Raw genomic sequence first — 25473 nt, 5'->3', positions numbered from 1 at the left:
AAAAAACAGCATAAAACCCAGTTAATATTATGAATTTTATGCTGTTTTATTATGAAATGATGCTTTATGAAACAGTATAGGACTTAAGTGTAGGCTTACACATTAAACAAGAAGTTCAGGACATCACCGTCTTTAACGATGTAGTCTTTTCCTTCTGCGCGCATTTTACCTGCCTCTTTTGCACCTTGTTCACCGCGGTACTGAATGAAATCCGCAAATGCGATGGTTTGAGCACGGATAAAACCTTTTTCGAAGTCAGTATGGATTTTACCAGCCGCTTGTGGCGCGGTTGCACCGACAGGGATTGTCCATGCGCGAACTTCTTTAACACCCGCGGTGAAGTAAGTTTGCAGGTTTAGTAATTCATAACCAGCACGAATAACGCGGTTTAAGCCTGGCTCTTCGATGCCTAAATCTGCCATAAATTCGTCGCGTTCTTCATCATCTAACTCAGCGATGTCGGACTCGATAGCCGCGCATACAGGGACAACCACAGAGCCTTCGGCTTGTGCAATTTCATACACTTTGTCTAAGAATGGGTTATTTTCAAAGCCATCTTCATTGACGTTCGCGATATACATGGTTGGTTTTAACGTTAAAAAGCTTAAATAGCGGATTGCGGCTTTATCTTCTGTGGTTAAATCCAATGTACGCAGCATGCCTGCTTGCTCTAAATGTGGCAGGCATTTTTCTAACGCTTCTAATTCCGCTTTCGCGTCTTTATCGCCACCTTTAGCGCGTTTTTGTACGCGGTGGATAGCACGTTCACAGGTATCAAGGTCAGCTAAGGCTAATTCAGTATTGATAACATCAATATCTTCAGCGGGGTTAACTTGGCCAGCAACGTGGATAATGTTGTCATCTTCAAAACAACGTACAACGTGGCCGATAGCTTCAGTTTCACGGATGTTAGTTAAAAACTGGTTACCGAGACCTTCACCTTTTGATGCGCCTTTAACCAAGCCTGCAATATCCACGAATTCCATGGTGGTTGGTAAAATACGCTGTGGCTTCACGATTTCAGCTAATTGATCAAGACGTGGGTCTGGCATTGGCACAACACCCGTGTTTGGTTCAATTGTACAGAAAGGGAAGTTGGCTGCTTCGATGCCGGCTTTGGTCAATGCATTAAATAATGTGGATTTACCCACGTTTGGCAGACCAACGATACCGCATTTAAAACCCATATGTTTCTCACCTTAAATAGCGAGGGGCAGGCGAGTGCTGCACCCAATGTTTAGAAATTGGCGCTGATTATACACAAAAAGTCGATTTTGATGAAATGAACTCTTATGCAGTCGCTTTAAAGCTATGTAAACGGTTAATCGCTTTGTCCATTCCATCAGATAACAGAATGTCTGTGCACCTTACCGCTTCATCAATCGTATCATCAATCAGTTTTTGCTCAGACATCGGTGGCTTACCTAAAACGAAACCGACAACCTTGTTTTTATCGCCCGGATGACCAATACCAATGCGCAAACGGTAAAAATTTGGGTTATTGGCAAATTTGCTCTGAATGTCTTTTAACCCGTTATGGCCGCCATTACTACCACCAAGCTTCATTTTTGCCACACCCGGTGGGATATCAAGCTCATCGTGGGCGACTAAAATTTCATCGAGGTTAATACGATAAAAATTTGCGATGGCTGCGACGGCTTTCCCACTGAGGTTCATAAAGGTGGTCGGTACTAATAAGCGAATATCATTACCACCAAGATTAATGCGTGCGGTATAGCCGAAAAATTTCGGTTCTTCTTTTAAGGGTTGATTGTGACGTTCAGCTAACAAATCAACATACCATGCCCCTGCATTATGGCGGGTTTGTGCGTATTCAGCCCCCGGATTTGCAAGGCCAACAATTAATTTAATTTTGCTCACGGCGACTATTTCACTGTCAGTTTATGGAATTAATCGCCTAGTTTACCTTGTGATGGGGAGGATGTACAAAAATCCGATAAAAACATCACGTTCATTATAGTTGCGTTATGAACTATTCGTTTTTTCTGTATTTTTGATAAAAAGCACTTTATGGGTAGATATTATGGACAACTTTGTACCTTGTGATGCCTATCGCAAAAAATTTTACTTAATGCACTATAATCCTTACATAAATATAAAGAATCACCGAATTAATTTACAGATGCTTGCTTATCAGTCCACTGATACTGGAGGTAGATATGAAACGGAAAAGTGCTCATTTAATTGGTAATGTTCTCATGGGATTAGGGATGGTCATGATGATTGGGAGCATTGGGGTTAACCTATTCGCCCATGTGATCAATTTTGGCTTGTCTGAACTGGTTACTAACGGCTCACTCTTCGGAATTTTCGTGGGTGCGATGGTGTGGCTAGCAGGGGCGAGAGTTGGGGGACGTGAGAAAGTTGCAGACCGTTACTGGGTATTAAAACATTACGGTCGTAAAGATAATCACCGTTATCCATAATTATTTAGCTTATTAATAAGCCAGCGATAATTTTAGGTGATAGTTAGCTGGGTGATAGTCGATGTTTTTAACGTCAAGGTCGCCTAGCTGTATAGGTTTTGTGTCTGTTTTTTTAAGCATTCACAACAAAGAAGTTGGTTATTTTTATGGCGTAGAGGTTGAGTGAATAAAAAAAGCCATAGAAATAGGTATCTATTGTCTATACGCGCTAAAAACATAAAGCCCCTACAGATGACTGCAGGGGCTTAATTTTTGGCTGTGATTTCATTCCATCACTGTAAGAGCATGAATAACCTGACGGTAATTAGTGCTCGAACATTGCTGAGATTGACTCTTCGTTGCTAATGCGACGAATAGCTTCAGCCAGCATGCCTGATAATGTTAAGGTGCGAACGTTAGGCAGCGCCTTGATTTCAGGTGACAGTGGAATAGTGTCACAAACAATGACTTCATCAATCACTGAATTTTTGATGTTGTCTACAGCATTGCCTGAGAAAATCGGGTGAGTTGCGTATGCGAACACACGTTTTGCACCACGTTCTTTCAGCGCTTCAGCCGCTTTACACAGAGTACCACCGGTATCAATCATATCGTCAACTAAGATGCAGTCACGACCTGAAACATCACCGATAATGTGCATAACTTGAGAAACGTTTGCGCGAGGGCGACGTTTATCAATGATTGCCATGTCGGTGTCATTCAGGAGTTTTGCGATAGCTCTAGCACGTACCACGCCGCCGATGTCTGGAGATACAACGATTGGGTTTTCCAAGTTTTTCTGGAGCATATCTTCCAGAAGAATTGGGCTACCGAATACATTATCAACAGGAACATCAAAGAAGCCCTGGATCTGCTCTGCGTGAAGGTCAACAGTGAGAACACGGTCAACGCCAACACTGGACAGAAAATCGGCAACAACTTTAGCGGTGATTGGTACACGGGCAGAACGTACGCGACGATCCTGTCTTGCATAACCGAAGTAAGGGATAACAGCGGTAATACGACCAGCAGATGCACGGCGCAGGGCATCGACCATAACAACCAGTTCCATTAAGTTGTCATTAGTTGGTGCACAAGTTGACTGGATGATAAAAATATCACCACCGCGAACATTTTCATTAATTTGAACACTGACTTCGCCGTCGCTAAAACGACCAACAGCCGCGTCTCCAAGATTAGTGTAAAGGCGGTTAGCAACACGTTGTGCTAGTTCCGGTGTAGCGTTACCAGCAAAAAGCTTCATATCGGGCACGAGAAAAACCTCAGGCTTGCGTCCAGAGAGATATTGTTGACCAATAGCAATGAGCGTTGTTTCATTACTTATTGGTGCAATACACGGGTTATCCCAGCGCGGAAATTGTGCAGTGGGGATACGTTAGCGCCTTGAGCGACGAACCCTTGCACCCACGATGGGGCTTTATTTAACACCTTAAGGGCATTCGCTTGTGTTTCAAATTCAGAAAAAACACACGCGCCTGTTCCTGTTAGGCGAGACGGAGCATATTCTAACAGCCAAGAAACAAGCTGTTCAACCTCACGAAAACGTTTTCTTGCGATCGGTTCGCAATCATTTGCGTACGGAGCCAGTAATAATGCGGCTAGGGAGCGTTTTGGAGAATTTCGATTTAATTGCGGATCTGTGAAGATAGTCGGAGTTGATATTTCAATTCCGGGGTGAGCAACCAGATACCATTTCTCTTTAGGGGAAGCTTTGGTTAATATTTCACCGATTCCTTCAGCGAATGCAGCATGGCCTCGAACAAACACAGGCACATCTGCACCGAGCGTTTTGCCAAGCTCAGCCAAAACCTCATCGGACACTTGTGTACCCCAGTGTTCATTGAGGGCAATCAATGTGGTTGCCGCATTCGATGAACCACCGCCAATACCACCGCCCATCGGGAGGATTTTATCAATCGCGATATCCGCACCAAGGGGCTGAGCCCAATTGAGCGTTTCACGGCAATAGCGTTGTAGTAATGTGGCAGCCCGCAAAATTAAGTTCTTTTCGGGAGGAACCCCAGCCATTTCAGTTACTAAATTCAGTTGATCATCATGGCGTGTGGTAATCGTGATTTCATCGCCATAATCTAAAAATTGAAACAGCGTTTGTAGCTCATGATAGCCATCTGGGCGCTGTCCCGTGATATACAAGAATAAATTTAATTTAGCAGGAGAGGGCCAAGTTAATGTCATTTTTTCAGTGTCCAGCTGTCCATTTTCAATTTAATTAATCGGTCGCCTTGGCGTAGTTCAAGGTAATTTGGCAGCATTGGCGAGGTTTTGGTGTCGTAGGAAATATAATCTAACACCCATTTTTCCCCATTTTGTTCAAACGTCACGTTTTTCAGTAAGTGGTTTTCATCTAAGGTGAAATCCGTCGCCCGACCCGGAGAACCCACTAACCACGCAGTTAAGTCATCTAGCGGGATTTCCATGCCAGTCAGTTGATAGATTAACTCGCTAGGGACATCACTCATATGAGTTTGCCCATCTTTGGTGGTTAAACGCGCCAAATCAGGCTCAACGGTGAGTTCTAATTCACGGCTTCCCAGCGGGTTTGTCAGCAATAAACGATACTTTTCGGGTGTATATTGCTGCCAGAAGAATTTTGCGTAAGTCTTGGTTTCGCCGCCATTATAAACGAAAGAGCCACGTGTTTGATAATCACGCAGTTGATTCAATTCTTGCTGGTGGGCTTTCCATTGCGCGTCAGACGCTGAACCTGTGCCTTTGGTGGTATTTTGTGACGTAGTGACACAAGCTGTTAATAAAAGGCAGGAAAGAGGCAAAAGCCGCCAAAAGCCTTTTACAGGGTGAGTGAACGACAAAACTTGGGTTAATTGCATAGTCAATCTCAACGTTTTAGGGCACAGATAACATCATAAATTAAAGCGAATTACGCTAGGTTATACATAAGGTAGCGTATTGATGGGCAAAATTGTGCGCTAATCTGCTGATTGAATCAATCAGAATAGGGTTATTTCCCGTAAAGTTGATTAAAGCAATAGGACATCACCATTTGCTTTCTGTGCGAAATAATTGCATTCTTTATGCATGTTATTGTAGTCGTTAGCGTTGTGATTAATAATTTGCTAACAATAAAATTAAAGGAACGATAGGTTTCAATCATGAAAAATAATCGTTAATACCTTTTTTTTCGTTTATTTTTTGGGATTGGTCATCTTTCTGAATGATAGAACCTTGCAAGGCGTAGAAAGCGTCGCGAGGATCATCTACAATAGTCGTATATAAATAGCAGTAATGTTCTCTTTATTAATAATGAGCATAACGTTACTGACAAAATAATTAGCAATGTAAGCAATGTGAGTAAGTCGTAAAGCGCAATGACCTTATTAGCCTTAGGCATCAATCATAAAACGGCACCAGTTGCCCTGCGTGAGCGGGTGACTTTTGGTCCTGAAAAAATCGACCATGCACTTGAGGATCTTCTTAAACAACCTCAAGTGAATGGCGGCGTTGTGCTGTCTACGTGTAATAGAACAGAACTGTATTTGAGCCTTGAGTCGCAAGACAAAGCGCAAGAGCAGCTGGTTAAATGGTTGTGTGATTTCCACGGAATTACCCCAAAGGATTTGCAGCCTAGCCTGTATTGGCACCAAGATGACCACGCCGTTAGCCACTTAATGCGAGTGGCAAGTGGCCTTGACTCCTTGGTATTAGGGGAGCCGCAAATTTTAGGCCAAGTGAAAAAAGCGTTTGCACTTTCACAAGATAGCCATTCGTTATCCAGTGAATTAGAGCGTTTATTCCAAAAATCATTTTCTGTCGCCAAACGCGTGCGAACTGAAACAGATATTGGTGCGAATGCGGTGTCTGTCGCGTTTGCAGCTTGTACTCTGGCTCGTCAAATCTTTGAATCACTCAAACATTTGAATATTTTGTTAGTCGGAGCAGGGGAAACTATCGAGCTCGTAGCTCGCCATTTGCGTGAGCACGGCGTGCAAAAGATGATGATAGCCAACCGAACCCGTGAGCGTGCTGAACTGTTAGCCAATGAAGTTAACGCTCAGGTGATTTCATTATCGGATATCGATAGCCGCTTAGCTGAAGCTGACATCGTGATCAGCTCGACCGCCAGCCCGCTGCCAATTATTGGTAAAGGCATGGTTGAGCGTGCAATGAAAGTCCGCCGCAGTAAGCCAATGTTATTAATCGATATTGCTGTACCGCGGGATATCGAACAAGATGTTGAAAAACTTCGCGATGTGTACCTGTATACTGTTGATGACCTTGAGTCCATCATTGCGCAAAATTTAGCGCAACGTAAAGCAGCAGCGGTTGAAGCGGAGTTTATTGTTGAACAAGAAAGCAGCCATTTTATGGATTGGTTGCGTTCACAAGCCGCAGTGTCTACAATTCGCGATTACCGAGAGCAAGCTGAGGCAATCCGAGCTAATATGGCCGAAAAAGCTTTAGCAGCTGTTCGACAAGGCGCTGACCCTGAGCAAGTGATTATGCAGTTATCGCAGCAACTTACCAACCGCCTTATTCACGCTCCGACCAAATCGCTGCAACAAGCAGCGGGAAATGGCGATGTTGAGCGTCTAAATCTACTTAGGGACAGCTTAGGGCTGGACCATCAATAACCACTTTTTAATCATAGGTCTTATATAACGAATGAAGCCTTCTATTGTCGCAAAACTAGAAGCATTACAAGAACGCTACGAAGAAATCGAAGCGCACCTTGCAGATGCGGGTGTGATTGCCGATCAAGACCGTTTTCGAGCTTTATCAAAAGAATATGCGCAATTATCAGATGTAGCGAAATGCTTTAGCGCATGGCGTACAGTGCAGGACGATATCGAAACGGCAGAAATGCTGTTAGACGATCCTGAAATGAAAGAAATGGCTCAAGAAGAGCTTAAAGAAGCCAAAGCACGTAATGAAGAGCTTGAGCAACAACTACAATTATTGTTACTTCCTAAAGACCCTGATGACGAATATAACTGTTTCGTAGAAATTCGTGCAGGTGCAGGTGGTGATGAAGCCGCAATTTTTGCTGGCGACTTATTCCGTATGTACAGCCGTTATGCAGAGAATAACCGCTGGCGTGTTGAGCTAATGAGCACCAGCGATGGTGAGCATGGCGGTTATAAAGAAGTTATTGCAAAAATTTCCGGTGACAGTGTTTACGGGCGTTTAAAATTTGAGTCTGGTGGACACCGTGTGCAGCGTGTTCCTGAGACTGAATCTCAAGGCCGTATTCACACTTCTGCGTGTACTATCGCGATTTTGCCTGAATTGCCAGAAGCTGAGTTACCTGAAATCAGCCCTGCGGATTTACGTATTGATACTTTCCGCTCATCAGGGGCGGGTGGTCAGCACGTTAACACCACCGACTCGGCAATCCGTATTACTCACCTTCCTACAGGGATTGTGGTGGAGTGCCAAGACGAGCGCTCGCAACATAAAAACAAAGCGAAAGCGATGTCAGTATTAGGTGCGCGTATTCGCCAAGCCGAAATGGACAAGCGCCATGCAGCTGAAGCGTCAGAGCGTCGTAACTTGCTGGGTTCTGGGGATCGCTCAGACCGCATCCGTACTTATAACTTCCCGCAAGGTCGTGTCACGGATCATCGCATCAACTTGACGTTATACCGTTTGGATGAAGTGATGGAAGGAAAATTGGATGCATTAATCCAGCCTATCATCAACGAATACCAAGCAGACCAACTTTCTGCACTTTCTGAGCAGGAATAATGCAGTATAGCGAATGGCTAAAGCAGGCAGTCAGCAGACTGTCTGCAAGCGATAGCGCAAAGCGGGATGCAGAAATCCTGCTTGAACATGCCACGGGTCGCAGCCGTACCTACCTTTTTGCTTTTAGTGAGACTGAACTTAGCGCGTTAGAACTGCAGCAAGCTGAACAGCTATTGCAACGCCGAGAGAAAGGTGAGCCAATTGCCTATATTATCGGTGAGCGTGAGTTTTGGTCGTTACCACTTTATGTATCACCTGCCACATTAATTCCAAGGCCAGACACAGAATGTTTGGTCGAACAAGCATTAACACGTTTAACAAATCAACCTTGTGATTTATTGGATTTAGGCACAGGAACGGGCGCGATTGCTTTAGCCGTCGCCTCTGAGTTGCCTAACAGCCACGTTATTGGCATTGATTTCAATCCTGAAGCAGTGAAGTTAGCGCAACGAAACCAACAACGTTTGAATATTGCCAACGTTCAATTTATGCAAAGTGATTGGTTTACTTCCCTATCATTTCAACAATTTGATATGATTATGAGTAATCCGCCTTATATTGACGAAAATGATAATCACCTGAGTGAAGGTGACGTGCGTTTTGAGCCAGCTACTGCATTAATTGCAAAAAATGAAGGGCTAGCTGATTTGGCATTGATCATTGATAAATCAAAAAACTATCTTAAAAATCAAGGTTGGTTACTTCTTGAACATGGCTGGACACAAGGTTCGGCCGTGCGTGATTTATTTGCAAAACATGGGTACACCCAAATTGAGACGTGTCTCGATTACGGTGGGCAAGAAAGAGTTTCACTCGGTCAATGGAATGGTTAAGTGGGCACAGTAGTGGGAATGTAATGAAGACCATAGCGAATATTGAATTTAATCAGCTCCCCTTAAGTGAAGGGATTATGACCGTTTCTCAATGCATCCGTCATGATTTCCCGTTGATGAAAGTCCAAGCTCAATTAGATAGCCTTGTCGTATCTGCAAAATCGGTCATCGATTTACACGCTGATAATGAAACTAAAGTGGAACAGTTAGTTACACTGTTTTATCAGCAGTGGTCATTTGGCCCGGCACAGGGCATCTATGCATTATCAGATATGCTTTGGCTTGATAAAGTATTAGCGTCTAAACAAGGTACACCCGTCACATTGGGTGCTATTTTGTTGTATATCGCTCAGCATTTAGATATTGATATCCGGCCTGCCATTTTTCCAACCCAATTATTAATTATTACGGAAAAACGGGATGGAAAACCGTGGTTTATTAACCCAGCGAATGGCGAGTCGCTATCACTTCATACATTGAACATGTGGCTAAAAGGTACTGTTGATCCTTTCTCTGAGTTTTTCCAAGATCAACTCGATGTAGCTGAAAATAGTATTATTATTCGCAAGATTTTTGACACGCTAAAAGCGGCGCTGATGGAAGAGAAAAAAATGGAGGTCGCGTTGCGAGTGTGCGAAACACTGCTGACGCTAGACCCTGAAGACCCTTATGAGATTCGTGATCGCGGGTTAATACTGGCGCATTTAGATTGTAATCATGTGGCGTTAAGTGACCTTAATTATTTTATCGAGCACTGCCCAGAAGATCCTGTATCTGAAATGATTAAAATTCAAATTTATTCATTGGATAATCATCCAATCGTATTACATTAATTAACGCAATGACAGACAGCCTGTCTTAACTTTAAAGGTAAGAGTATGCAACAGAAAGTAGTCAATATTGGTGATATCAATGTCGCGAACAACTTGCCATTTGTGTTGTTTGGTGGAATGAACGTCCTTGAATCTCGCGATATGGCAATGAAAGTGTGTGAGCACTATGTCACTGTAACGCAAAAATTGGGCATTCCTTATGTGTTCAAGGCGTCATTTGATAAAGCGAATCGCTCATCTATCCACTCTTACCGTGGTCCAGGTCTTGAAGAAGGGATGAAAATTTTTCAAGAACTGAAACAAACTTTTGGCGTAAAAATTATCACTGATGTGCATGAGCCTTCACAAGCCGCACCAGTTGCTGAAGTGGTTGATGTCATTCAATTACCAGCATTTTTAGCACGCCAGACCGATCTCGTTGCTGCGATGGCAAAAACGGATGCTGTCATTAACATCAAAAAACCACAGTTTATTAGCCCGGGCCAGATGGGTAATATCGTTGAGAAGTTTATTGAAGGCGGTAATGACAAAATTATTCTGTGCGACCGTGGTGCAAACTTTGGTTATGACAACTTAGTTGTTGATATGCTTGGGTTTAATGTCATGGTGCAATCATCTAAAGGCTGCCCAGTGATTTTTGACGTGACCCACGCACTGCAATGTCGTGACCCATTTGGTGCAGCATCAGGTGGTCGTCGTGCTCAAGTTGCTGAATTGGCGAGAGCAGGTATGGCAGTGGGTATCGCTGGCTTATTCCTTGAAGCGCATCCAGACCCAGATAACGCACGTTGCGACGGTCCATCAGCATTACCTTTAGATAAACTGGAACCATTCCTCAAGCAAATGAAAGCTATTGATGATGTGGTGAAAGGGTTCCCTGAGTTAGACACTAGCCGTTAAGTTTGGTGTAAATGCAACTCACTGAAGTCGTTTCCATGTTCGGCGCTGACCTCCAGCGCCGATATGGTGAGAAAATTTATAAAATTACCTTGCACGGGGGCTTTAGCTGCCCAAACCGCGATGGCACCCTTGGCCGAGGGGGCTGCACCTTCTGTAATGTGGCCTCTTTTTCCGATGAGAGCCAATCTAGCCAAAGCATTAGTGAACAAATATCAGACCAAATCACCCGCATTTCCCGCGCTAAACGCTATCTTGCTTATTTTCAAGCCTACACCAGCACCTATGCAGAAGTGCATCTACTCAAACAGTTGTATGAAGAGGCATTGCAACAAGCCGATATCATTGGCTTGTGCGTAGGTACACGCCCCGATTGTGTGCCTGAGTCCGTTTTATCGCTATTAAGTGAGTATAAACAACAAGGTTATGAAATTTGGCTCGAGCTTGGGTTACAAAGTGCTCATGATAAAACATTGCATCGGATTAACCGTGGTCATGGGTTTGATGCCTACCAACAAACGACAAAAAAGGCGCGTCGACTTGGCTTAAAGGTGTGTACGCATTTAATCTGCGGCCTACCTGGTGAGAATGATCAGATGAATATGCAAACCTTAGAGAAGGTGATTGAATGTGGCACAGATGGTATCAAACTACATCCTTTGCACATAGTTGAAGGCAGTGTGATGGCTAAAAGTTGGCGAGCAGGGCGTTTATCAACATTATCGTTAGACGAATATACTGCTATTGCTGGCGAAATGGTACGCCATACACCGAAAGACATTGTTTATCATCGCATTAGCGCCAGTGCAAGAAAGCCGACTTTACTCGCACCGCAGTGGTGTGAAAACCATTGGGTTGGCATGAATAATTTATATCAATACTTTTTACAACATGGTGGGCAGGGGTCTGCACTGCCATAAAAAGAAAAGTGGTCGATGATTTTTGATATTAAATTAAACCGCTATGAGAAATAACATAGCGGTTTAATGTCACTTTATATTATTCCGCTGCTAATTTTTTAGCCTGTTCAATCGTTTTAGTCGCTTCGAGTGCGTTATCCATAGAGTTATGGAAGCTCAATACGCCATCAATGGGGGCAACTTTGGCGCGAGCCAAGGTTTTTAGCGGTTGGAATGGAATATCACAAACCATCACATGGGTGTCTTTACGCACTGCGTCAATGAATTTTTCAAAGGCTTCTAACCCCCCTGCATCCAGCACGGGTACTGCATCCCATTGCATGATGATGGTTTTATATCCTGCACTTTTTACGCGCAACTCATCGAAAATACGTTCTGCAGCGGCGAAAAAGAGTGGGCCATTAATACGCACGACTAATCGGCTATTTTCTTCATCCGTTTCAGCTAGTTGTGTTGAACGTGTCATATTCGCAATACGGCGCATAAATAGCAGTGATGCCAACACGATACCCACAGTAATGGCAATGACCATGTCGAATAGAACAGTTAAAGACATGCATAACAGAAGAACGATGATGTCGTCTTTAGGTGCGCGTTTGATGAGATAAACCACTTTCCCAGCTGCGCTCATATTCCATGCCACAATCAACAATAATGCTGACATTGCCGCGAGAGGTAAGTAAGAGAGCATTGGTGCCAGTACAAGTAAGGTCAGCAACACTAAAATTGAGTGAATAACCGCAGAAATAGGGGATGTGGCTCCCGCACGGACGTTGGCAGCAGAGCGGGCAATTGCTGCCGTTGCAGTGATCCCACCAAAAAATGGTGCTGCAATATTACCAACGCCTTGGCCAATGAGCTCACTATTTGAATGGTGCTTTTTACCTGTCATATTATCAAGTACAACAGCACAAAGTAGCGACTCTATCGCGCCCAATACGGCCATCGAAAATGCTGCTGGCATCAGTGCGGTGATCATTGCCCAACTAATTGGCGCACTACCGGGCAGTTCCCACGGCAAAATAAATTGCGGCAAAATAGGGGGGATACCACTCCCTTCAGTGCCATCAGGCAGAAAATAACTAAATTCAGAACCAATCGTGGCGACTTCTAACCCAAATAATGAAAGCACCCACATGACTAGCGTGCCAACGACAAGCGCAGGCAAGTGACCCGGGAATTTTAACTTTAACTTAGGCCAAAAGATTAAGACAAGCAGTGTGGATAAACCAATCAGTGTGTCACTGTATTGAAACGTTGGGAACGTATTACCAATGGCAATCAGTTTATCAACATAGTTCTCAGGAACATGTTCCATCTGCAAGCCAAAAAAATCCTTGATTTGCATGGTGGCAATAGTGATGGCAATACCTGAGGTAAAGCCCAAAGTCACTGATACGGGAATATATTCAATAAATTTACCAAAGCGGGCAAAACCCATTGCCAGTAAAATAACACCCGACATCAGCGTGGCAACTAACAAGCCACTGAGGCCAAACTGTTGTGATACAGGGTATAAAATAACCACAAACGCAGCGGTAGGGCCTGAAACGCTATAACGTGAACCACCCGTAATAGCGATAATAATACCCGCAATCGCAGCGGTATAGAGGCCATATTGAGGGGGAACACCACTGGCAATCGCTAAGGCCATGGCTAATGGAATGGCGATAATCCCAACAGTAATACCCGCAATTAGGTCTTTTATAAACCGTGCTGCGGTATATTTTTCTTTCCAACATGAATCGATTAATGCGCTAAAAGGGCGCAACCTATTAATATTTTTTGTACTCATTATACCCTACCAAATAACAGGGTGAAAAATAAACGAAAATGTATCTATAAGGATACGCTTAGCTAAGCTCAAAAAATCTGTTATGTATCAATGAAACGCCAATTATCATAACGTTTTCAGTAACAAAAGTAAAAACCATCTAATTTACGGGGTAAATAAATTCAATATATATTTATACATATTAAAGCTGATCTGGAATCTATTTGGTAAATAATAAATTAACAAAATTTAAAATTTATAGTAATACTAAATTATAGATTGAAAAATTAATATTAGACGAGCGTTATTATATTGCTATTACAGTCACTAATAGCCATGCCCAAAGGATAACAACAGACAAGAGAGCACGGTTAAATAAGGTCTTTGTACCTTGCCAGCGCTGCTCCATCGTACGGTTATTGGGCTTGTTAGGCATAAAGAAACTTAGCGCATAATCAAAGGGTTCAGTCATTCCTTGCTGATAAATTATTTTGAAAAAATGGTTATCAAGCCACAAACGATAAATATAATAGTGGCAAATGATAAATAAAATCATGCTGATAAATAAATAATACTTCCCGTTATTTATTCCTAAAAAAAGACTAAGTTGAAAAATTAAACCCAGCACAGAGCTAATCGCTAAATAGAGCCAGCTTCGAGTCAATACTAGAATGACTTCGCCGCAGTTTTTATCGGTAAGTTGGTTCATTTTTGCGTCCTATTTAAATGATAACGTGCAAACCAGTTATTTAATTGCTCTTTAGTTGCTGGGTTTAAAATAACTTGTGGCCTTGCGTGTTCTACCATTTCAACGGCTTTATCTATTGTTTGAGCATCACCATGGTGAACTAACCACGCAACAGCAACGGTGGCACTGCGTGAATAGCCTAATTTGCAATGAATATAGACAGCACCATGCTGGGCCAAGGTATCCATCATATGCACAGATTGCTCAATATCTTCTGCGCTTAGTGGTAACAAATCGATTTGTGGCTGGCTACAATATTTCAGCCCTTTGCTAAAAGAATTGCGAGGCCATTCGCAAGTCATGTCTAAAACGGCGGCGGTTTGCAAAGGATAAAGCGGGCGGCCTCCCAAAACGATATGCGGGCTCACGATACTGGGTTGCCGACAATGTTTTGCAAAGTAATGATAGGTCCCCCAAGCAATGAGGCGATAGGGTAACAATAAAATTGCAGCGGATGGGGAGATCTTGCCATCGGGTGTTTTTTGAAAAACGCTGGCACCAGCACCTAAGTAACCGAGGGTAATAAATAACAAAGCAATCGCGGGCCACAGCAACACCCAAGCAGCGCCCTGAATTAAAAAAGCGAGTAAAAAACACGCTATTGAGCCAAGACCGTAATTTTTGCTCATTTTAAAACTACGTGGCGACCCAGTGTAGTGCCATTGCCAGCGTGTATTAATAGGTAACAAATAACTGACAAGCAAGCCCACCGCAAAGCCAGAAATAACATCAATAAAATGATGCTGCCATGTAGTGAGGACAGAAACTAAGATTAATACAGACCAACCGTGGAGCAACCAGCGCCATTGTGTTGGCGTATGAGCTCGAAAACATAACCATAGGAGCCATAACAAAATGATATGTAATGAAGGGGCTTGGTTAAACGGCAGATCAAACAGTTCTAAGCTATCAAACATCCAACCAAAAGCGCCATCCGTCGTGGGGCGCGGAAAACTAAATTTAAGTGGAAATAACAAGAAACCAACGCAGGCACAAACAGAAGCAGCAATTAATCGTAGCCCATGAATTGTTTGCTCACGTCGTGTTGTACAGATAAATAATGATAACCCATAGAATAGGTCAATACTCCAATAGGGAATAATGGTCCAAGGCACAAATGGGATGTGTTTCTCCCATGCATACACAAAGGAGGGGACATTGGTTAAGGTGGCTGTGTAATTATTGACTTGCCCATAAGTGAGAAAGAAAAATGGTGCTAAAAATATCAGCCACAATAGGCCAAACAACAAAATTTGTCGTTTAGATGATGGCTTAGTGGATTGATGGTGGGCTGTCATTGTCCTTTTCAATATTCCTTTGTGCTTTACAAGACATTTAAGGGGAAATCGTGAGTACTGCAATTAATTGTTTATAGGAGAAAATATCTATTTAACTGACAACATAGGGGCTTTGATAAAAAGAAGCAATAGAGATAGCCAATATTAGCAAGATTGAGGTTGGCAGAACTAACGGCAACCAACCTCAATGGCAGGTTAAGAAATTAACGGCGCCTTGCTATTGATACGCTGAATATTCCCCAGTTATCAATAGACTGGTTTAGTTTTTCGAAACCTGCCTCGTCGACTAATGCATCCATTTCGCCTTGGCTGCGGCAACGCATCACCCAAGCTTGCCCGCCTTGGTGGCTGGGTAAAACGCGGGCAATCATTTCCACTTGAGGGTGCCATGGTTGGCAAGTGTAAATGAGGAGTCCACCTGAAGGTATTGCTCTTGATAACCCATCTAATGAAGCTTTAATTAATTTATTGCTTGGGAATAGTTCGTATAACCCACTCACGACACCCAGCGTTGGCGCAGGTGTTACTGACGCTAAATCATCAGCGTCGAAGGCATTACCTTCAACAAAACGGATTTTATCTTCAAGGAAACGCTCTTTTATGTGTAAGCGGCCTTGTTCTACGTTAATTGGGCTGTAATCACGTAAGAGAACAGATTCGACTTTGCCATAATCGTTAATTGCATCAAAGATATAGCGGCCTTGACCCGCTGCAATATCCATAATTCGTACTGGCATATTGTTATCGGTTAAGTCGCGAATAGCTTGGCGTAAGGTATTCTCAATATTAACTTTACGCTGGCGGATCCCTTGCCAGCCAATACTATTGAGGTATTGCCTGTCAATTATGCGCCCGAATAGGCCTTTTCCTTCGGCTTTGTCACGATAAACATAGTCTAAGGTTGAGCCTGAATCGAAGCCTTTATCGTAGCCTATGCGGACGCCTTCAGAAGCTTTGCCTAAGGTGCTCATTGATTTACTCATAATTTTGAAGGCAAGGTTTTTTGGGCACCATTTTGGTAGTGGCGTCGCCAGTTTGCGGTAATTTTCTGCGCTAGTGCTCCATGTATCTTCATACTGGTAATCGTGTCGGTAAACAGGGAGATTAAATAATTTACCAATAAAATCACGTATTTTTTCGATAGGAATATGCCTTTCTTTTTCACCTAATGTATCGTGATAAAAGCCCGGCAAGATGTGCTTTTCTTTGATTGGTGTATTTAAGCGCTCAAAAAACTGATGCTGTGGACGGTGATGGACAACATGGTCGCTGCCAGATATAAACAACTGAGTTGGCAGGGTAATTGCGCTGGCATCAGCAACGACTCTATCTGCCGTTTTATACAATTCGAGTAAGATATTAACGGCAATAGGACGAGTGATCAGCGGGTCTCGGTTAAATGAATCAATACGCTGCTCATCATGAGTTAGAAACTTCGCTTTGACATAAGAATTCACATAGAACAAACCTCGCACTTTTTGCATCAAAGCTAACCCTGTGCGGGCAAAAGGCACATACAGTTTAACTTTAAAAGCCGGTGAGGCTAAAACCATTCCACGAATTTTTGGCGCATAGTCGTGTACCCATGCTGAGACTAAAACAGCGCCTACGCTTTGCCCAATGACAATAATATTTTCTAAGGGGATTTGATATTGGGTGGATACATATCGAACAAATTCATCAACATCATGTATAGATGTTCCAAGGGAAGGGCTATAGCCCCTTGGGCCTTCATTTCGTCCATGTCCCCGCGCATCCCAAGCAAACATGGCGTAATCAGGAAGGTTTAATTCATCAACGAGGTGTGCTACACGGCCTGAATGCTCATGGCCTCGATGGAATAGAATAATGGCTTTATCCGTCGGCACTTGTGTTGGCCAATGACGATAAAAAAGTGGCGTGTGATCGCTGGTCGTAAATTGCGATTCTAAAACAGGGCGTTGCGTCAGATAATCTGTCTGAGCGTTCATAATTATTCCTTAATTATTGTCCGAAGGCGTGCGAAGTTCATCCAATGCACGGCGAATACGGTTATAGCAGGTATAAAGCAGCAACAAAGATAGAATAACAAAGAGATAGTTTACCCAGCCTGCAAGCAGTAGCTGCGGGAAAATGCTCACGAACAAACCAAGGGCGCCAAAAATAAAGGCACGGTCGCTTTTCCCGATAGGGCCGTCATAGCGCCTAGAAGCGCCTATTGCTTGTGCGGTAACACCAATAAATTCAGTGAGTAATGAGAGAAATAAAATAAGTAAAATTAGCCAAATCGAGTGAGGGAAAATAATGGCGAAAGGTAGGTATAGCGCAACATCAGAAACAACATCGCCCAACTCATTGAGTATCGCACCTAAGTGGCTTTTTTGGTGATGATCTCGCGCTAACATGCCATCTATTGCATTGAGCGCCATGCGAATAAACAACACAAACGGCAATAAAATAAACAGATGTGGATTTGGGAAGAAAAACAAAACTAACCCGACAATCACGGATAACAATAATGCTGCCAACGTTACCTGATTAGCAGTGACCCCAGCATTAAATAATTTACGGACTATCGGGCGAAGCAGATCTTGAAATTTTGGTTTCAGATCATAAATGGTCATTTTTTTTCCTTTTATATGCCATGCAAGAGCACTTTTCTTTGTGACATATCAATACGCTATTCATCAACAGCCGCAATAAGAGCTATCTTAAGTTAATATATTTCACGTAGGGATATAGTGAAGATGAAAGGGAGGTTTTATTGATTAATATATTGAAATGGCAGGGAAAAACAATATATCAACAAACCTTAAACCAAGTTTGTTTAATATTAAGTAAAAATAGTAAATGCGCAATAAGATACCCGATCATGCGATTATTTTTTGCTTATCAATCGTTGAGCGCATGCGTTTAAACTGGCTGGGCGTCATAGTGGTCATTTCTTTAAATTTTCGGCAAAAAGCACTGTGATCGGTATAAGCGCACTTTATCGAAATATCAGTAATTGAAAAATCATCTTCTAATAACTCAATCGCATGTTCGAGACGTTTTTTCTGGATATATTGTTGAGGGGTAATTAAAAAAATGGCTTTAAATTGACGATTTAATTGTGAAAGTGAAAGTCCTGAAATGTCGGCAAGTTCCGTGATTTTAATTGCGGTATCAAAATGGTCACTAATATAACGCTCGACTAGGCTAAGCTGGTTATTCAGTTTTGGGCTGACAGACTTAATATCTTGTAAATCTACAGAAATCCCAGCCACACCAATCACTTGATTGCGCGTGTTAAATATCGGTACTTTTGTCGTTAAACACCAACCAAGTAACCCCGCTTTATAAAGATGCAGCTCAAGCTTATTTATCACACTGATTTTCTTTTCCATCACAAGGTAATCTTGCGAACTATAGCTTTGCCCTAGTTCTGCGTGGAATAACTCTTCGGCACTTTTACCAATTACATCATTAATTCCCTTCATTTTACAGCGGGTTGCCAGATTATCATTGGCAAGTAAATAGCGTGCATTATGGTCTTTTACAAAAAAAGTGACATTGGGAAGCGTATTAATTAGCGGCATGACTAAACCGAGATGGTTTAGTAAAACGTCAATGTTATCAACGGGAAAAAGCATATTTTCCTGACTGATTAATAATAACTTATTTAGATTGATCATGCTGCGCTCCCAAATATTAAATTATTGTTACTAATTTTCTTGAATATTTTTAGATTGTGCAGAAAAACGCATAAGTTCGATGGAAAGATATCAAGATTGATTAACAAAAATCAAGCAATCTATTAACAAATTATGGTTAATAGGGTGCTAATCAATGCAATCTAAATATTCTAAAATTGAAGTAATAGATTCCCATACCGCAGGGGAGCCAACGCGCTTAGTGATTGATGGGTTTCCACCGTTAGGTGACGAAAGCATGGCCACCCGCTTGGCAATATTGCGTGATAACCATGATGAATGGCGAAGAGCAATCATTTTAGAGCCGCGGGGTAATGACATATTGGTCGGTGCACTGTTGTGTAAACCACAAAACCCACAAGCAGCGGCAGGGGTGATCTTTTTTAATAACGAAGGTTACCTTGGGATGTGCGGGCATGGAACGATAGGCTTAGTCGCCTCCTTACATTTTCTCGGGAAAATCTCTTATGGAAAGCATTTGATTGAAACCCCTGTAGGAGAGGTCACGGCGGAACTGCACAGGGATGGTAGCGTGAGCATCCAGAACGTGTATTCGTATCGTTATCGCAAAGGGGTACAAGTTGATGTACCCGATGTCGGCATTATCACAGGCGATATCGCGTGGGGCGGCAATTGGTTTTTTCTTGTGGAAAACTCACCCGTTTCGATTGATTTTAAAGAGGTTAAATCGTTAACAGAAGTGAGCTTAAAAATTAAACAAGCACTTGTTGACCAAAAAATATTTGGTAAAGACGGGCAAGAAATTGATCACATCGAATTATTTGGTTCACACCCAACAGCAAATAGCCAAAGTTTTGTGTTATGCCCCGGTGGCGCGTATGACCGCTCGCCGTGCGGCACAGGTACCAGTGCCAAGTTAGCTTGTCTAGCGGCGGATAAAAAACTCGCAGCAGGCGAAATTTGGCATCAAGCCAGTGTAATTGGCAGTGAGTTTCAAGGGAGCTTCCAGCCTGCGGATGAAAACGGAATTGTCCCAACCATTCGCGGAAATGCCTATATTAGCGGGCAAAATACGCTGCTTATTGATGAGCAAGACCCATTTCGTTTCGGTATTTCGGTTGCGTAAGGGGATGGCGATGAAGCGTCAATATTCAGTGATTGTTGTCGGCGGTGGAATTATTGGCCTTAGCATCGCGCTTACAGTACAAGCTAACGGTACCGACGTTCTGCTGGTGGATAAAAATGATATTGGCTCAGGGGCATCGTTTGGTAACGCAGGGCACATTGCGACAGAGCAAGTTTTTCCCATTGCAGACCCTTCTGTTTTGAAATCGATTCCGAAAATGTTGCTCGATCCACTTGGCCCATTGCGTATGGATTGGCGTTACTTATTGCCTCTCACGCCTTGGATGTTAAAGCTATTAGGTAATATGCGTCATAAGCCGTTTACCCATATTCACCAAACATTAATGGCATTAAATAGTGCGGCTTTTGGCTCATGGCAGGCATTCATTCAAAAATGGCAACTTGATGACCTCGTTAAAATGCAGGGGTCATTATTAGTGGCTGAAAAAAAGGAAACCCTTGAAAAGCTCCATCAGCATAGCGAGTATTTGCAAAAAATTAACGTACACAACTCAGTTATCAATCAGTCGGAGTTACTTGAGCGTGAACCTGCACTTGCTACGAGCCAAATTGGGGGGGTATTTTTCCCCAATACAGGGCATGTGGTTGATTTAGCAGAATTACATTCGAAGCTTGCACATTCATTTGTTGAGTTGAGTGGAGATATCTTGACTGACTGTGAAGTTACTGCGATATCCTCGACATCAAATAAAGAAGCCTCTATCACCACAACCCAAGGGAAATTTACAGGGCAAAAAGTGGTTATCTCAGGCGGTGCATTTTCTAAGTCATTAGTCAAAATGGTCAGCCGTATTAATGTGCCCCTCGAAACAGAGCGAGGCTACCATTTAATGCTACCCCAAGAACAAAGTCTACTGAGTATTCCTGTATCCAGTATGGACAGACGTTTCATTATGACACCGATGGCAGGGGGACTGCGCCTTGCTGGTACGGTTGAATATGCTGGGTTAAAGCGCCCTGCAAATATGCAGCGAGCTCGCCACTTTTTGCCATTGGCTTCCCCCATGCTAAAGGCTCCTTTAAATGACGCACAATCGTCACCGTGGATGGGGTTTCGCCCGTCAACATCTGATTCATTGCCAGTCATTGATAATAAAGGCCCATATATTTTTGCCTTTGGTCACCAACACCTAGGGCTCACACAGGCGGCTATTACCGCTGATCTTGTCAATAGTTTTATTCACGAGCAGCCGACCGCTATCGACTGCACCCCTTTTTCTATTGAGCGATTTTTATAATTCTAAGGAGAATTCAAATGAATTTTCATGGCATTTTGGTCCCTTTAATTACCCCTTTTCATGATGATTACTCATTAAATATTAGTGCATTAGCTGATTTAACTGAAAAACTTATTGAGCGAGGTGTCACGGGGTTAGTGGTCTGTGGCACGACAGGGGAATACTACGCGTTAAATGAAGATGAGCGCAAAAACGTTTTATCAACCGTGAGCAAAATTGCGAAGGGGCGCGTAACGTTGATTGCAGGGATTAATGATTTATCAACGGAAGGTGCGATCGCCCGCGCAAAACAAGCAAAAGACCTTGGATATGAAGGTTTAATGTTATCACCACCACCGTATAGTTTGCCTGATCAACAAGGGGTGTACGGCCATTATAAAAAAGTGGCAGAGGCTACAACGCTGCCGATCATTATGTATAACTTCCCTGCACGAATTGGTATCGAAATTGAATATGACACAGTGGTTAAGCTGGCGAAAATCGACAATATCGTTGCCATTAAAGAAAGTAGTGGAGATTTCAGCCGCGCCTTACGCCTATTACAGACACCGTTTAATAACTTTGAGGTGATTTGTGGTTGTGATGACCAACCCGTTGACTTCTTCTTTTGGGGTTCAAAAAGTTGGATAGCAGGTGCGGGCAATGTGTTCCCTGCGGAGCAAGTCGCTATTTTTAAAGCAACGCAAAAGGGCGATTGGCAAGAAGCAAAAAAAATCATGAATAAAATATACCCAGGAATCTATTCCATGGAGTCCGGTGATTATAACCAAAAAGCGAAAGCAGGTTGTTTAAATGGCACATTTAACGCAGGCCCTGTGCGTTTGCCGTTAACCAACTTGGCTGCTGAAGCTAAAGGTGAATTCGTCAAATTAATCAAACGGTAAGGGGATAATAATGAGACTAAACCAACAGCAGGTTTTTGACCTCGCTAAACAAGGGAAGCTGTGGGCGGGTAATTTAATTGATGGGGCGAAGGTTTCTCAGGCTAAATTAGAAAACCGCACACCAATCGATAATAGCCTTATCGGATATATCGCTGATGGTGAGGCACAAGATATTGATGCAGCTGTGAAAGTGGCGCGAGATGCTTTTAAACGTGGCGAGTGGAGCGCACTTTCCCCCCAAGAACGCAAAGAGATAATGCTCAAGTGGGCAGATTTAATTTCTGAACACAGTGAAGAACTCGCTGCACTTGATTGCATTGATGCAGGAAAACCCATTACGGAATGCATCAATACCGATATGCCCGCAACGGTTGAAACCTTTTATTGGTATGCCGAAGCAATTGATAAGTTGTTTGGCAAAATAGCGTCAACAAGCCAGCAAGAACTCGGGTTGATTGTAAGAGAACCCATTGGTGTTGTAGGTGCTGTTCTGCCATGGAATTTCCCTGCTCAAATGTTTGCATGGAAAGTTGCACCTGCTCTTGCTATTGGCAACTCAGTGATTGTTAAACCTGCGGAGCTAACCTCATTAAGCGCGTACCGAATGGTTGAACTGGCGTATGAAGCAGGCGTGCCGAGGGGGGCATTAAGTTTAGTTTGCGGATTGGGTGAAAAAGTGGGAGAAGCGCTGGGGCGCCATCCAGATGTGGATGTGGTGTCATTTACGGGTTCAACCGAAGTGGGGCGCTTATTTTTAAAATATTCCGCAGAAAGCAACTTAAAGGAAATTGTCCTCGAATGTGGGGGTAAAAGTCCACAGGTTGTTTTTGAGGATGCTAACCTAGATGCTGCTGTTCCCCATATCATGGCTGCCGCCTTTTGGAATATGAGTGAAAACTGTAGCTGTGGTTCTCGCTTAATTGTGCATGAAAATATTAAACAAGCACTGTTGGATAAACTGGCGGTTGCAGCAAAAGAATGGAAAGTGGGAGACCCGAGACAGCCGGATGTATCAATTGGGCCAATGGTCGAAAAAGCGCATTTTGATAAAGTGACATCGTTTTTAGCGACCACACAGCAAGAGGGGGCAAAGATTGTTACTGGAGGCAAAATTCACCATGAAATAGGTTCTGGTTGGTATATCGAACCTACTATTTTCGATAATGTAACGCCAGATATGACGTTGTTTCAACAGGAAGTCTTCGGCCCTATCTTAGCGGTAACGTCATTTAAAACGCAAGAAGAGGCCATCGTACTTGCCAATGATACACAGTATGGCTTAGCGGCTTCGTTTTATAGTCAAAATATTCACCAAGCCATGCGCGTTGCCCGCCAAATCAATGCGGGAACGGTGTCTGTTAATGGCTTTAGTGAGGGCAATATTACCACGCCATTTGGTGGTTTTCGTCAATCGGGTTTTGGCGGGAAAGACAATGGATTAGAGGCTTTTGAGCAGTATAGCCAAACCAAAGTTATCTGGTTTGTTCATCAATAAATTACGTTGACCTGAGCCTACAAAGCTCAGGTTTTTTTTACCCTGCAAACACACAATAAACAATTACAATAACGAAGGAGTACAAAATGGAAGCCATCGTTAATACCGTCGTTGGTTACATCTGGGGTAATGCACTGGTGTTCTTATCACTGGGCGTAGGACTCTATTTCACTTTAGCGACACGCGGCGTGCAATTTCGCTATCTCATCAAAATGGTTTGTTTATTAAAGGAAAATAAAGCGTCAAAAGAGGGGATTTCATCCTTCCAAGCCTTTTGCTTAGCATTATCAGGGCGTGTTGGGGTGGGTAATATTGCGGGTGTTGCAACAGCGATTGCCGCGGGCGGCCCGGGTGCTATCTTTTGGATGGTCGTCATGGGGTTATTAGGCGGTGCGAGCGCCTTTATTGAATCTACGCTTGCTCAAATCTATAAACAACGTTCAGATGGGCAATATCGCGGCGGTTCCCCTTATTATATTGAAAAAGGGCTAAAGCTTAAGCCGTTTGCCATTATTGTTGCTGCGGTGATTTGCTTATCTTATGGCGTCTTAGTGCCAGGTATTCAGGCTAATACGATTGCAGATTCTTTCCAAACTTCATTTAATCTTCCACCTATGGCAACAGGGGCGATTGTCACGGTATTAATGGCATGGCTTATCTTTGGTGGCGTAAAACGTATCGCGAGCGCGGCAGATAAAATTGTTCCCTTGATGGCGATAGCTTATCTGGTGATGATGGTGATCATTTTGGGCAGCCACTATGAAAAAGTGCCTGCAATGTTTAATTTAATCTTCCAAAGTGCATTAGGTATGGATGCAGTCTTTGGGGGGATTGTTGGAACTGCGGTATCGTGGGGTGTTCGCCGTGCAGTATTTTCCAATGTGGCGGGGGCGGGTGAGGCAACATTTAGTTCGGCGGCCGCAGAAGTGAGCCATCCTGTCAAACAAGGGCTTATTCAAGCATTCTCAATCTACATTGATACCGTTGTTGTGTGTACCGCCTCAGGCTTAATGATCCTCGTCACCAATATGTACAATGTGTTCCCTGATGGCTCTGCAACCGCGCTGGTGGAATATATACCCGGTGTTGCAGCGGGAACGGCATGGACACAAATGGCGGTTTCTACTGTATTTACCTCCGCAGGTTCGGGGTTTGTATCCATAGCGGTGTTCTTATTCGCATTCACCACACTAATGGCTTATTACTATATTGCTGAAACCACCATTGTTTACCTTGACCGCAAATTAGCGTACCCCGTGCTAAAACTGGTACTTAAATTTGTGTTCTTAGTTATTGTCTTTATGGGGAGTGTGCAATCAGTAAGTTTGATGTGGAGCTTAGGCGACATTGGGTTTGGCAGTATGAGTTACCTTAATTTAATCGCGATAGTGTTTCTTTCTAAACCCGCTCTAAGAGCATTGCGAGATTATGAAAGACAGGAAAGATTAGGTGTAGACCCCGTATTCGACCCGAAAGTGGCAGGGGTAGAAAATGCAGAACTATGGGACGATATTAGTCGCGAATATCATGAGTTAGGCATCGGTATTGAACCGAAAGGTGGTCAAAATAATGGGAAATTACAAATAAAAGAAGAGGAAAACTAG

General features: G+C 43.1%; 23 protein-coding genes. 12 read left to right on the top strand and 11 right to left on the bottom strand.

Going from position 1 to position 25473, the window contains the following annotated elements:
* Nucleotides 1–95: 95 nt before the first annotated feature.
* Nucleotides 96–1187 (bottom strand): redox-regulated ATPase YchF, encoded by a 1092-nt coding sequence (gene ychF, locus AC4IFT_RS02865; protein WP_219248458.1) that lies wholly within the window; start codon nt 1185–1187, stop codon nt 96–98.
* 103 nt (nt 1188–1290) lie between these two features.
* The gene (gene pth / locus AC4IFT_RS02860) at nt 1291–1881 is read right to left on the bottom strand and encodes an aminoacyl-tRNA hydrolase (protein ID WP_490750580.1); all 591 of its coding nucleotides are present in this window, start codon (nt 1879–1881) and stop codon (nt 1291–1293) included.
* 299 nt (nt 1882–2180) lie between these two features.
* Between pth and ychH the strand changes: the two genes are divergently transcribed.
* Entirely contained in the window at nt 2181–2447 is a 267-nt protein-coding gene (gene ychH / locus AC4IFT_RS02855) for a stress-induced protein YchH (RefSeq protein WP_490750579.1), read from the top strand.
* A gap of 304 nt (nt 2448–2751) precedes the next feature.
* On the opposite strand, the gene prs is transcribed toward ychH, so the two are convergent.
* The 3 genes from prs to lolB all read right to left on the bottom strand — a co-directional run bounded on the left by prs (nt 2752) and on the right by lolB (nt 5296).
* Nucleotides 2752–3699 carry a ribose-phosphate diphosphokinase gene (gene prs, locus AC4IFT_RS02850; RefSeq protein WP_219248451.1) on the bottom strand — a complete coding sequence of 316 codons (948 nt, stop codon included), beginning with the start codon at nt 3697–3699 and terminating at the stop codon, nt 2752–2754.
* Between the two features lie 68 nt (nt 3700–3767).
* Nucleotides 3768–4643 (bottom strand): 4-(cytidine 5'-diphospho)-2-C-methyl-D-erythritol kinase, encoded by an 876-nt coding sequence (ispE, locus tag AC4IFT_RS02845; protein ID WP_490750578.1) that lies wholly within the window; start codon nt 4641–4643, stop codon nt 3768–3770.
* On the bottom strand, nt 4640–5296 hold the full coding sequence (lolB, locus tag AC4IFT_RS02840; protein WP_275076760.1) for a lipoprotein insertase outer membrane protein LolB: 657 nt from the start codon (nt 5294–5296) through the stop codon (nt 4640–4642). The genes ispE and lolB overlap by 4 nt, the downstream gene beginning before the upstream one ends.
* A 498-nt stretch (nt 5297–5794) precedes the next feature.
* Between lolB and hemA the strand changes: the two genes are divergently transcribed.
* From hemA to mnmL, 6 genes are read left to right on the top strand one after another with little or no spacing between them, the layout of a single operon-like run.
* Nucleotides 5795–7057, top strand: coding sequence for a glutamyl-tRNA reductase (hemA, locus tag AC4IFT_RS02835; RefSeq protein WP_490736981.1), 1263 nt, complete (start codon nt 5795–5797; stop codon nt 7055–7057).
* Nucleotides 7058–7088: 31 nt separating this feature from the next.
* Entirely contained in the window at nt 7089–8171 is a 1083-nt protein-coding gene (gene prfA, locus AC4IFT_RS02830) for a peptide chain release factor 1 (RefSeq protein WP_219248445.1), read from the top strand.
* Complete coding sequence (gene prmC / locus AC4IFT_RS02825) at nt 8171–9004, top strand: peptide chain release factor N(5)-glutamine methyltransferase (protein ID WP_490736984.1); 834 nt, start codon at nt 8171–8173, stop codon at nt 9002–9004. The genes prfA and prmC overlap by 1 nt, the downstream gene beginning before the upstream one ends.
* A gap of 23 nt (nt 9005–9027) precedes the next feature.
* On the top strand, nt 9028–9837 hold the full coding sequence (sirB1, locus tag AC4IFT_RS02820) for an invasion regulator SirB1 (protein ID WP_490736986.1): 810 nt from the start codon (nt 9028–9030) through the stop codon (nt 9835–9837).
* A gap of 45 nt (nt 9838–9882) precedes the next feature.
* Nucleotides 9883–10737 carry a 3-deoxy-8-phosphooctulonate synthase gene (kdsA, locus tag AC4IFT_RS02815; RefSeq protein WP_219248439.1) on the top strand — a complete coding sequence of 285 codons (855 nt, stop codon included), beginning with the start codon at nt 9883–9885 and terminating at the stop codon, nt 10735–10737.
* Nucleotides 10738–10748: 11 nt separating this feature from the next.
* A complete protein-coding gene (mnmL, locus tag AC4IFT_RS02810) occupies nt 10749–11654 on the top strand; it encodes a tRNA modification radical SAM protein MnmL/YtqA (RefSeq protein WP_490750577.1) in 906 nt (301 codons plus the stop codon).
* Nucleotides 11655–11733: 79 nt separating this feature from the next.
* On the opposite strand, the gene dauA is transcribed toward mnmL, so the two are convergent.
* The 6 genes from dauA to AC4IFT_RS02780 all read right to left on the bottom strand — a co-directional run bounded on the left by dauA (nt 11734) and on the right by AC4IFT_RS02780 (nt 19127).
* Complete coding sequence (dauA, locus tag AC4IFT_RS02805) at nt 11734–13449, bottom strand: C4-dicarboxylic acid transporter DauA (RefSeq protein ID WP_490750576.1); 1716 nt, start codon at nt 13447–13449, stop codon at nt 11734–11736.
* A gap of 286 nt (nt 13450–13735) precedes the next feature.
* Nucleotides 13736–14137: a hypothetical protein gene (locus AC4IFT_RS02800; RefSeq protein ID WP_490750575.1), complete on the bottom strand. Its 402-nt coding sequence runs from the start codon at nt 14135–14137 to the stop codon at nt 13736–13738.
* Entirely contained in the window at nt 14134–15474 is a 1341-nt protein-coding gene (locus AC4IFT_RS02795) for a phosphatase PAP2/dual specificity phosphatase family protein (protein ID WP_490750574.1), read from the bottom strand. Before AC4IFT_RS02795 ends, AC4IFT_RS02800 begins: the two co-directional genes overlap by 4 nt.
* Before the next feature lie 203 nt (nt 15475–15677).
* Nucleotides 15678–17444, bottom strand: coding sequence for a bifunctional alpha/beta hydrolase/class I SAM-dependent methyltransferase (locus AC4IFT_RS02790; RefSeq protein ID WP_490736996.1), 1767 nt, complete (start codon nt 17442–17444; stop codon nt 15678–15680).
* A 9-nt stretch (nt 17445–17453) separates the two neighbouring features.
* Nucleotides 17454–18077: a CDP-alcohol phosphatidyltransferase family protein gene (locus tag AC4IFT_RS02785; RefSeq protein ID WP_490750573.1), complete on the bottom strand. Its 624-nt coding sequence runs from the start codon at nt 18075–18077 to the stop codon at nt 17454–17456.
* A gap of 246 nt (nt 18078–18323) precedes the next feature.
* Complete coding sequence (locus AC4IFT_RS02780) at nt 18324–19127, bottom strand: helix-turn-helix domain-containing protein (protein ID WP_490737000.1); 804 nt, start codon at nt 19125–19127, stop codon at nt 18324–18326.
* Between the two features lie 154 nt (nt 19128–19281).
* On the opposite strand from AC4IFT_RS02780, the gene AC4IFT_RS02775 reads away from it, so the two are divergent.
* The 5 genes from AC4IFT_RS02775 to AC4IFT_RS02755 all read left to right on the top strand — a co-directional run bounded on the left by AC4IFT_RS02775 (nt 19282) and on the right by AC4IFT_RS02755 (nt 25473).
* The gene (locus tag AC4IFT_RS02775) at nt 19282–20232 is read left to right on the top strand and encodes a 4-hydroxyproline epimerase (RefSeq protein WP_490750572.1); all 951 of its coding nucleotides are present in this window, start codon (nt 19282–19284) and stop codon (nt 20230–20232) included.
* Between the two features lie 10 nt (nt 20233–20242).
* Nucleotides 20243–21490, top strand: a complete 1248-nt coding sequence (locus AC4IFT_RS02770; RefSeq protein ID WP_490750571.1) for an NAD(P)/FAD-dependent oxidoreductase — start codon at nt 20243–20245, stop codon at nt 21488–21490.
* Nucleotides 21491–21507: 17 nt separating this feature from the next.
* On the top strand, nt 21508–22374 hold the full coding sequence (dapA, locus tag AC4IFT_RS02765; protein ID WP_490750570.1) for a 4-hydroxy-tetrahydrodipicolinate synthase: 867 nt from the start codon (nt 21508–21510) through the stop codon (nt 22372–22374).
* A gap of 10 nt (nt 22375–22384) precedes the next feature.
* A complete protein-coding gene (locus tag AC4IFT_RS02760; protein ID WP_490750569.1) occupies nt 22385–23869 on the top strand; it encodes an aldehyde dehydrogenase in 1485 nt (494 codons plus the stop codon).
* An 86-nt stretch (nt 23870–23955) separates the two neighbouring features.
* Entirely contained in the window at nt 23956–25473 is a 1518-nt protein-coding gene (locus AC4IFT_RS02755) for an alanine/glycine:cation symporter family protein (protein ID WP_490750568.1), read from the top strand.

Source organism: Providencia sp. UF-183, from assembly GCF_058246155.1.
The sequence above is the reverse complement of the archived record's forward strand: the minus strand, read 5'-3'. Positions and strand labels throughout refer to the sequence as shown.

Coding starts and splice junctions, on each gene's coding strand:
- prfA (WP_219248445.1), top strand. CDS start 7,089: ATGAAGCCTTCTATTGTCGCAAAACTAGAAGCATTACAAGAACGCTAC.
- ychF (WP_219248458.1), bottom strand. CDS start 1,187: ATGGGTTTTAAATGCGGTATCGTTGGTCTGCCAAACGTGGGTAAATCC.
- AC4IFT_RS02785 (WP_490750573.1), bottom strand. CDS start 18,077: ATGACCATTTATGATCTGAAACCAAAATTTCAAGATCTGCTTCGCCCG.
- prmC (WP_490736984.1), top strand. CDS start 8,171: ATGCAGTATAGCGAATGGCTAAAGCAGGCAGTCAGCAGACTGTCTGCA.
- AC4IFT_RS02760 (WP_490750569.1), top strand. CDS start 22,385: ATGAGACTAAACCAACAGCAGGTTTTTGACCTCGCTAAACAAGGGAAG.
- sirB1 (WP_490736986.1), top strand. CDS start 9,028: ATGAAGACCATAGCGAATATTGAATTTAATCAGCTCCCCTTAAGTGAA.
- AC4IFT_RS02800 (WP_490750575.1), bottom strand. CDS start 14,137: ATGAACCAACTTACCGATAAAAACTGCGGCGAAGTCATTCTAGTATTG.
- mnmL (WP_490750577.1), top strand. CDS start 10,749: ATGCAACTCACTGAAGTCGTTTCCATGTTCGGCGCTGACCTCCAGCGC.
- AC4IFT_RS02775 (WP_490750572.1), top strand. CDS start 19,282: ATGCAATCTAAATATTCTAAAATTGAAGTAATAGATTCCCATACCGCA.
- AC4IFT_RS02755 (WP_490750568.1), top strand. CDS start 23,956: ATGGAAGCCATCGTTAATACCGTCGTTGGTTACATCTGGGGTAATGCA.
- lolB (WP_275076760.1), bottom strand. CDS start 5,296: ATGCAATTAACCCAAGTTTTGTCGTTCACTCACCCTGTAAAAGGCTTT.
- kdsA (WP_219248439.1), top strand. CDS start 9,883: ATGCAACAGAAAGTAGTCAATATTGGTGATATCAATGTCGCGAACAAC.
- ispE (WP_490750578.1), bottom strand. CDS start 4,643: ATGACATTAACTTGGCCCTCTCCTGCTAAATTAAATTTATTCTTGTAT.
- AC4IFT_RS02770 (WP_490750571.1), top strand. CDS start 20,243: ATGAAGCGTCAATATTCAGTGATTGTTGTCGGCGGTGGAATTATTGGC.
- AC4IFT_RS02795 (WP_490750574.1), bottom strand. CDS start 15,474: ATGACAGCCCACCATCAATCCACTAAGCCATCATCTAAACGACAAATT.
- hemA (WP_490736981.1), top strand. CDS start 5,795: ATGACCTTATTAGCCTTAGGCATCAATCATAAAACGGCACCAGTTGCC.
- ychH (WP_490750579.1), top strand. CDS start 2,181: ATGAAACGGAAAAGTGCTCATTTAATTGGTAATGTTCTCATGGGATTA.
- dapA (WP_490750570.1), top strand. CDS start 21,508: ATGAATTTTCATGGCATTTTGGTCCCTTTAATTACCCCTTTTCATGAT.
- AC4IFT_RS02790 (WP_490736996.1), bottom strand. CDS start 17,444: ATGAACGCTCAGACAGATTATCTGACGCAACGCCCTGTTTTAGAATCG.
- AC4IFT_RS02780 (WP_490737000.1), bottom strand. CDS start 19,127: ATGATCAATCTAAATAAGTTATTATTAATCAGTCAGGAAAATATGCTT.
- dauA (WP_490750576.1), bottom strand. CDS start 13,449: ATGAGTACAAAAAATATTAATAGGTTGCGCCCTTTTAGCGCATTAATC.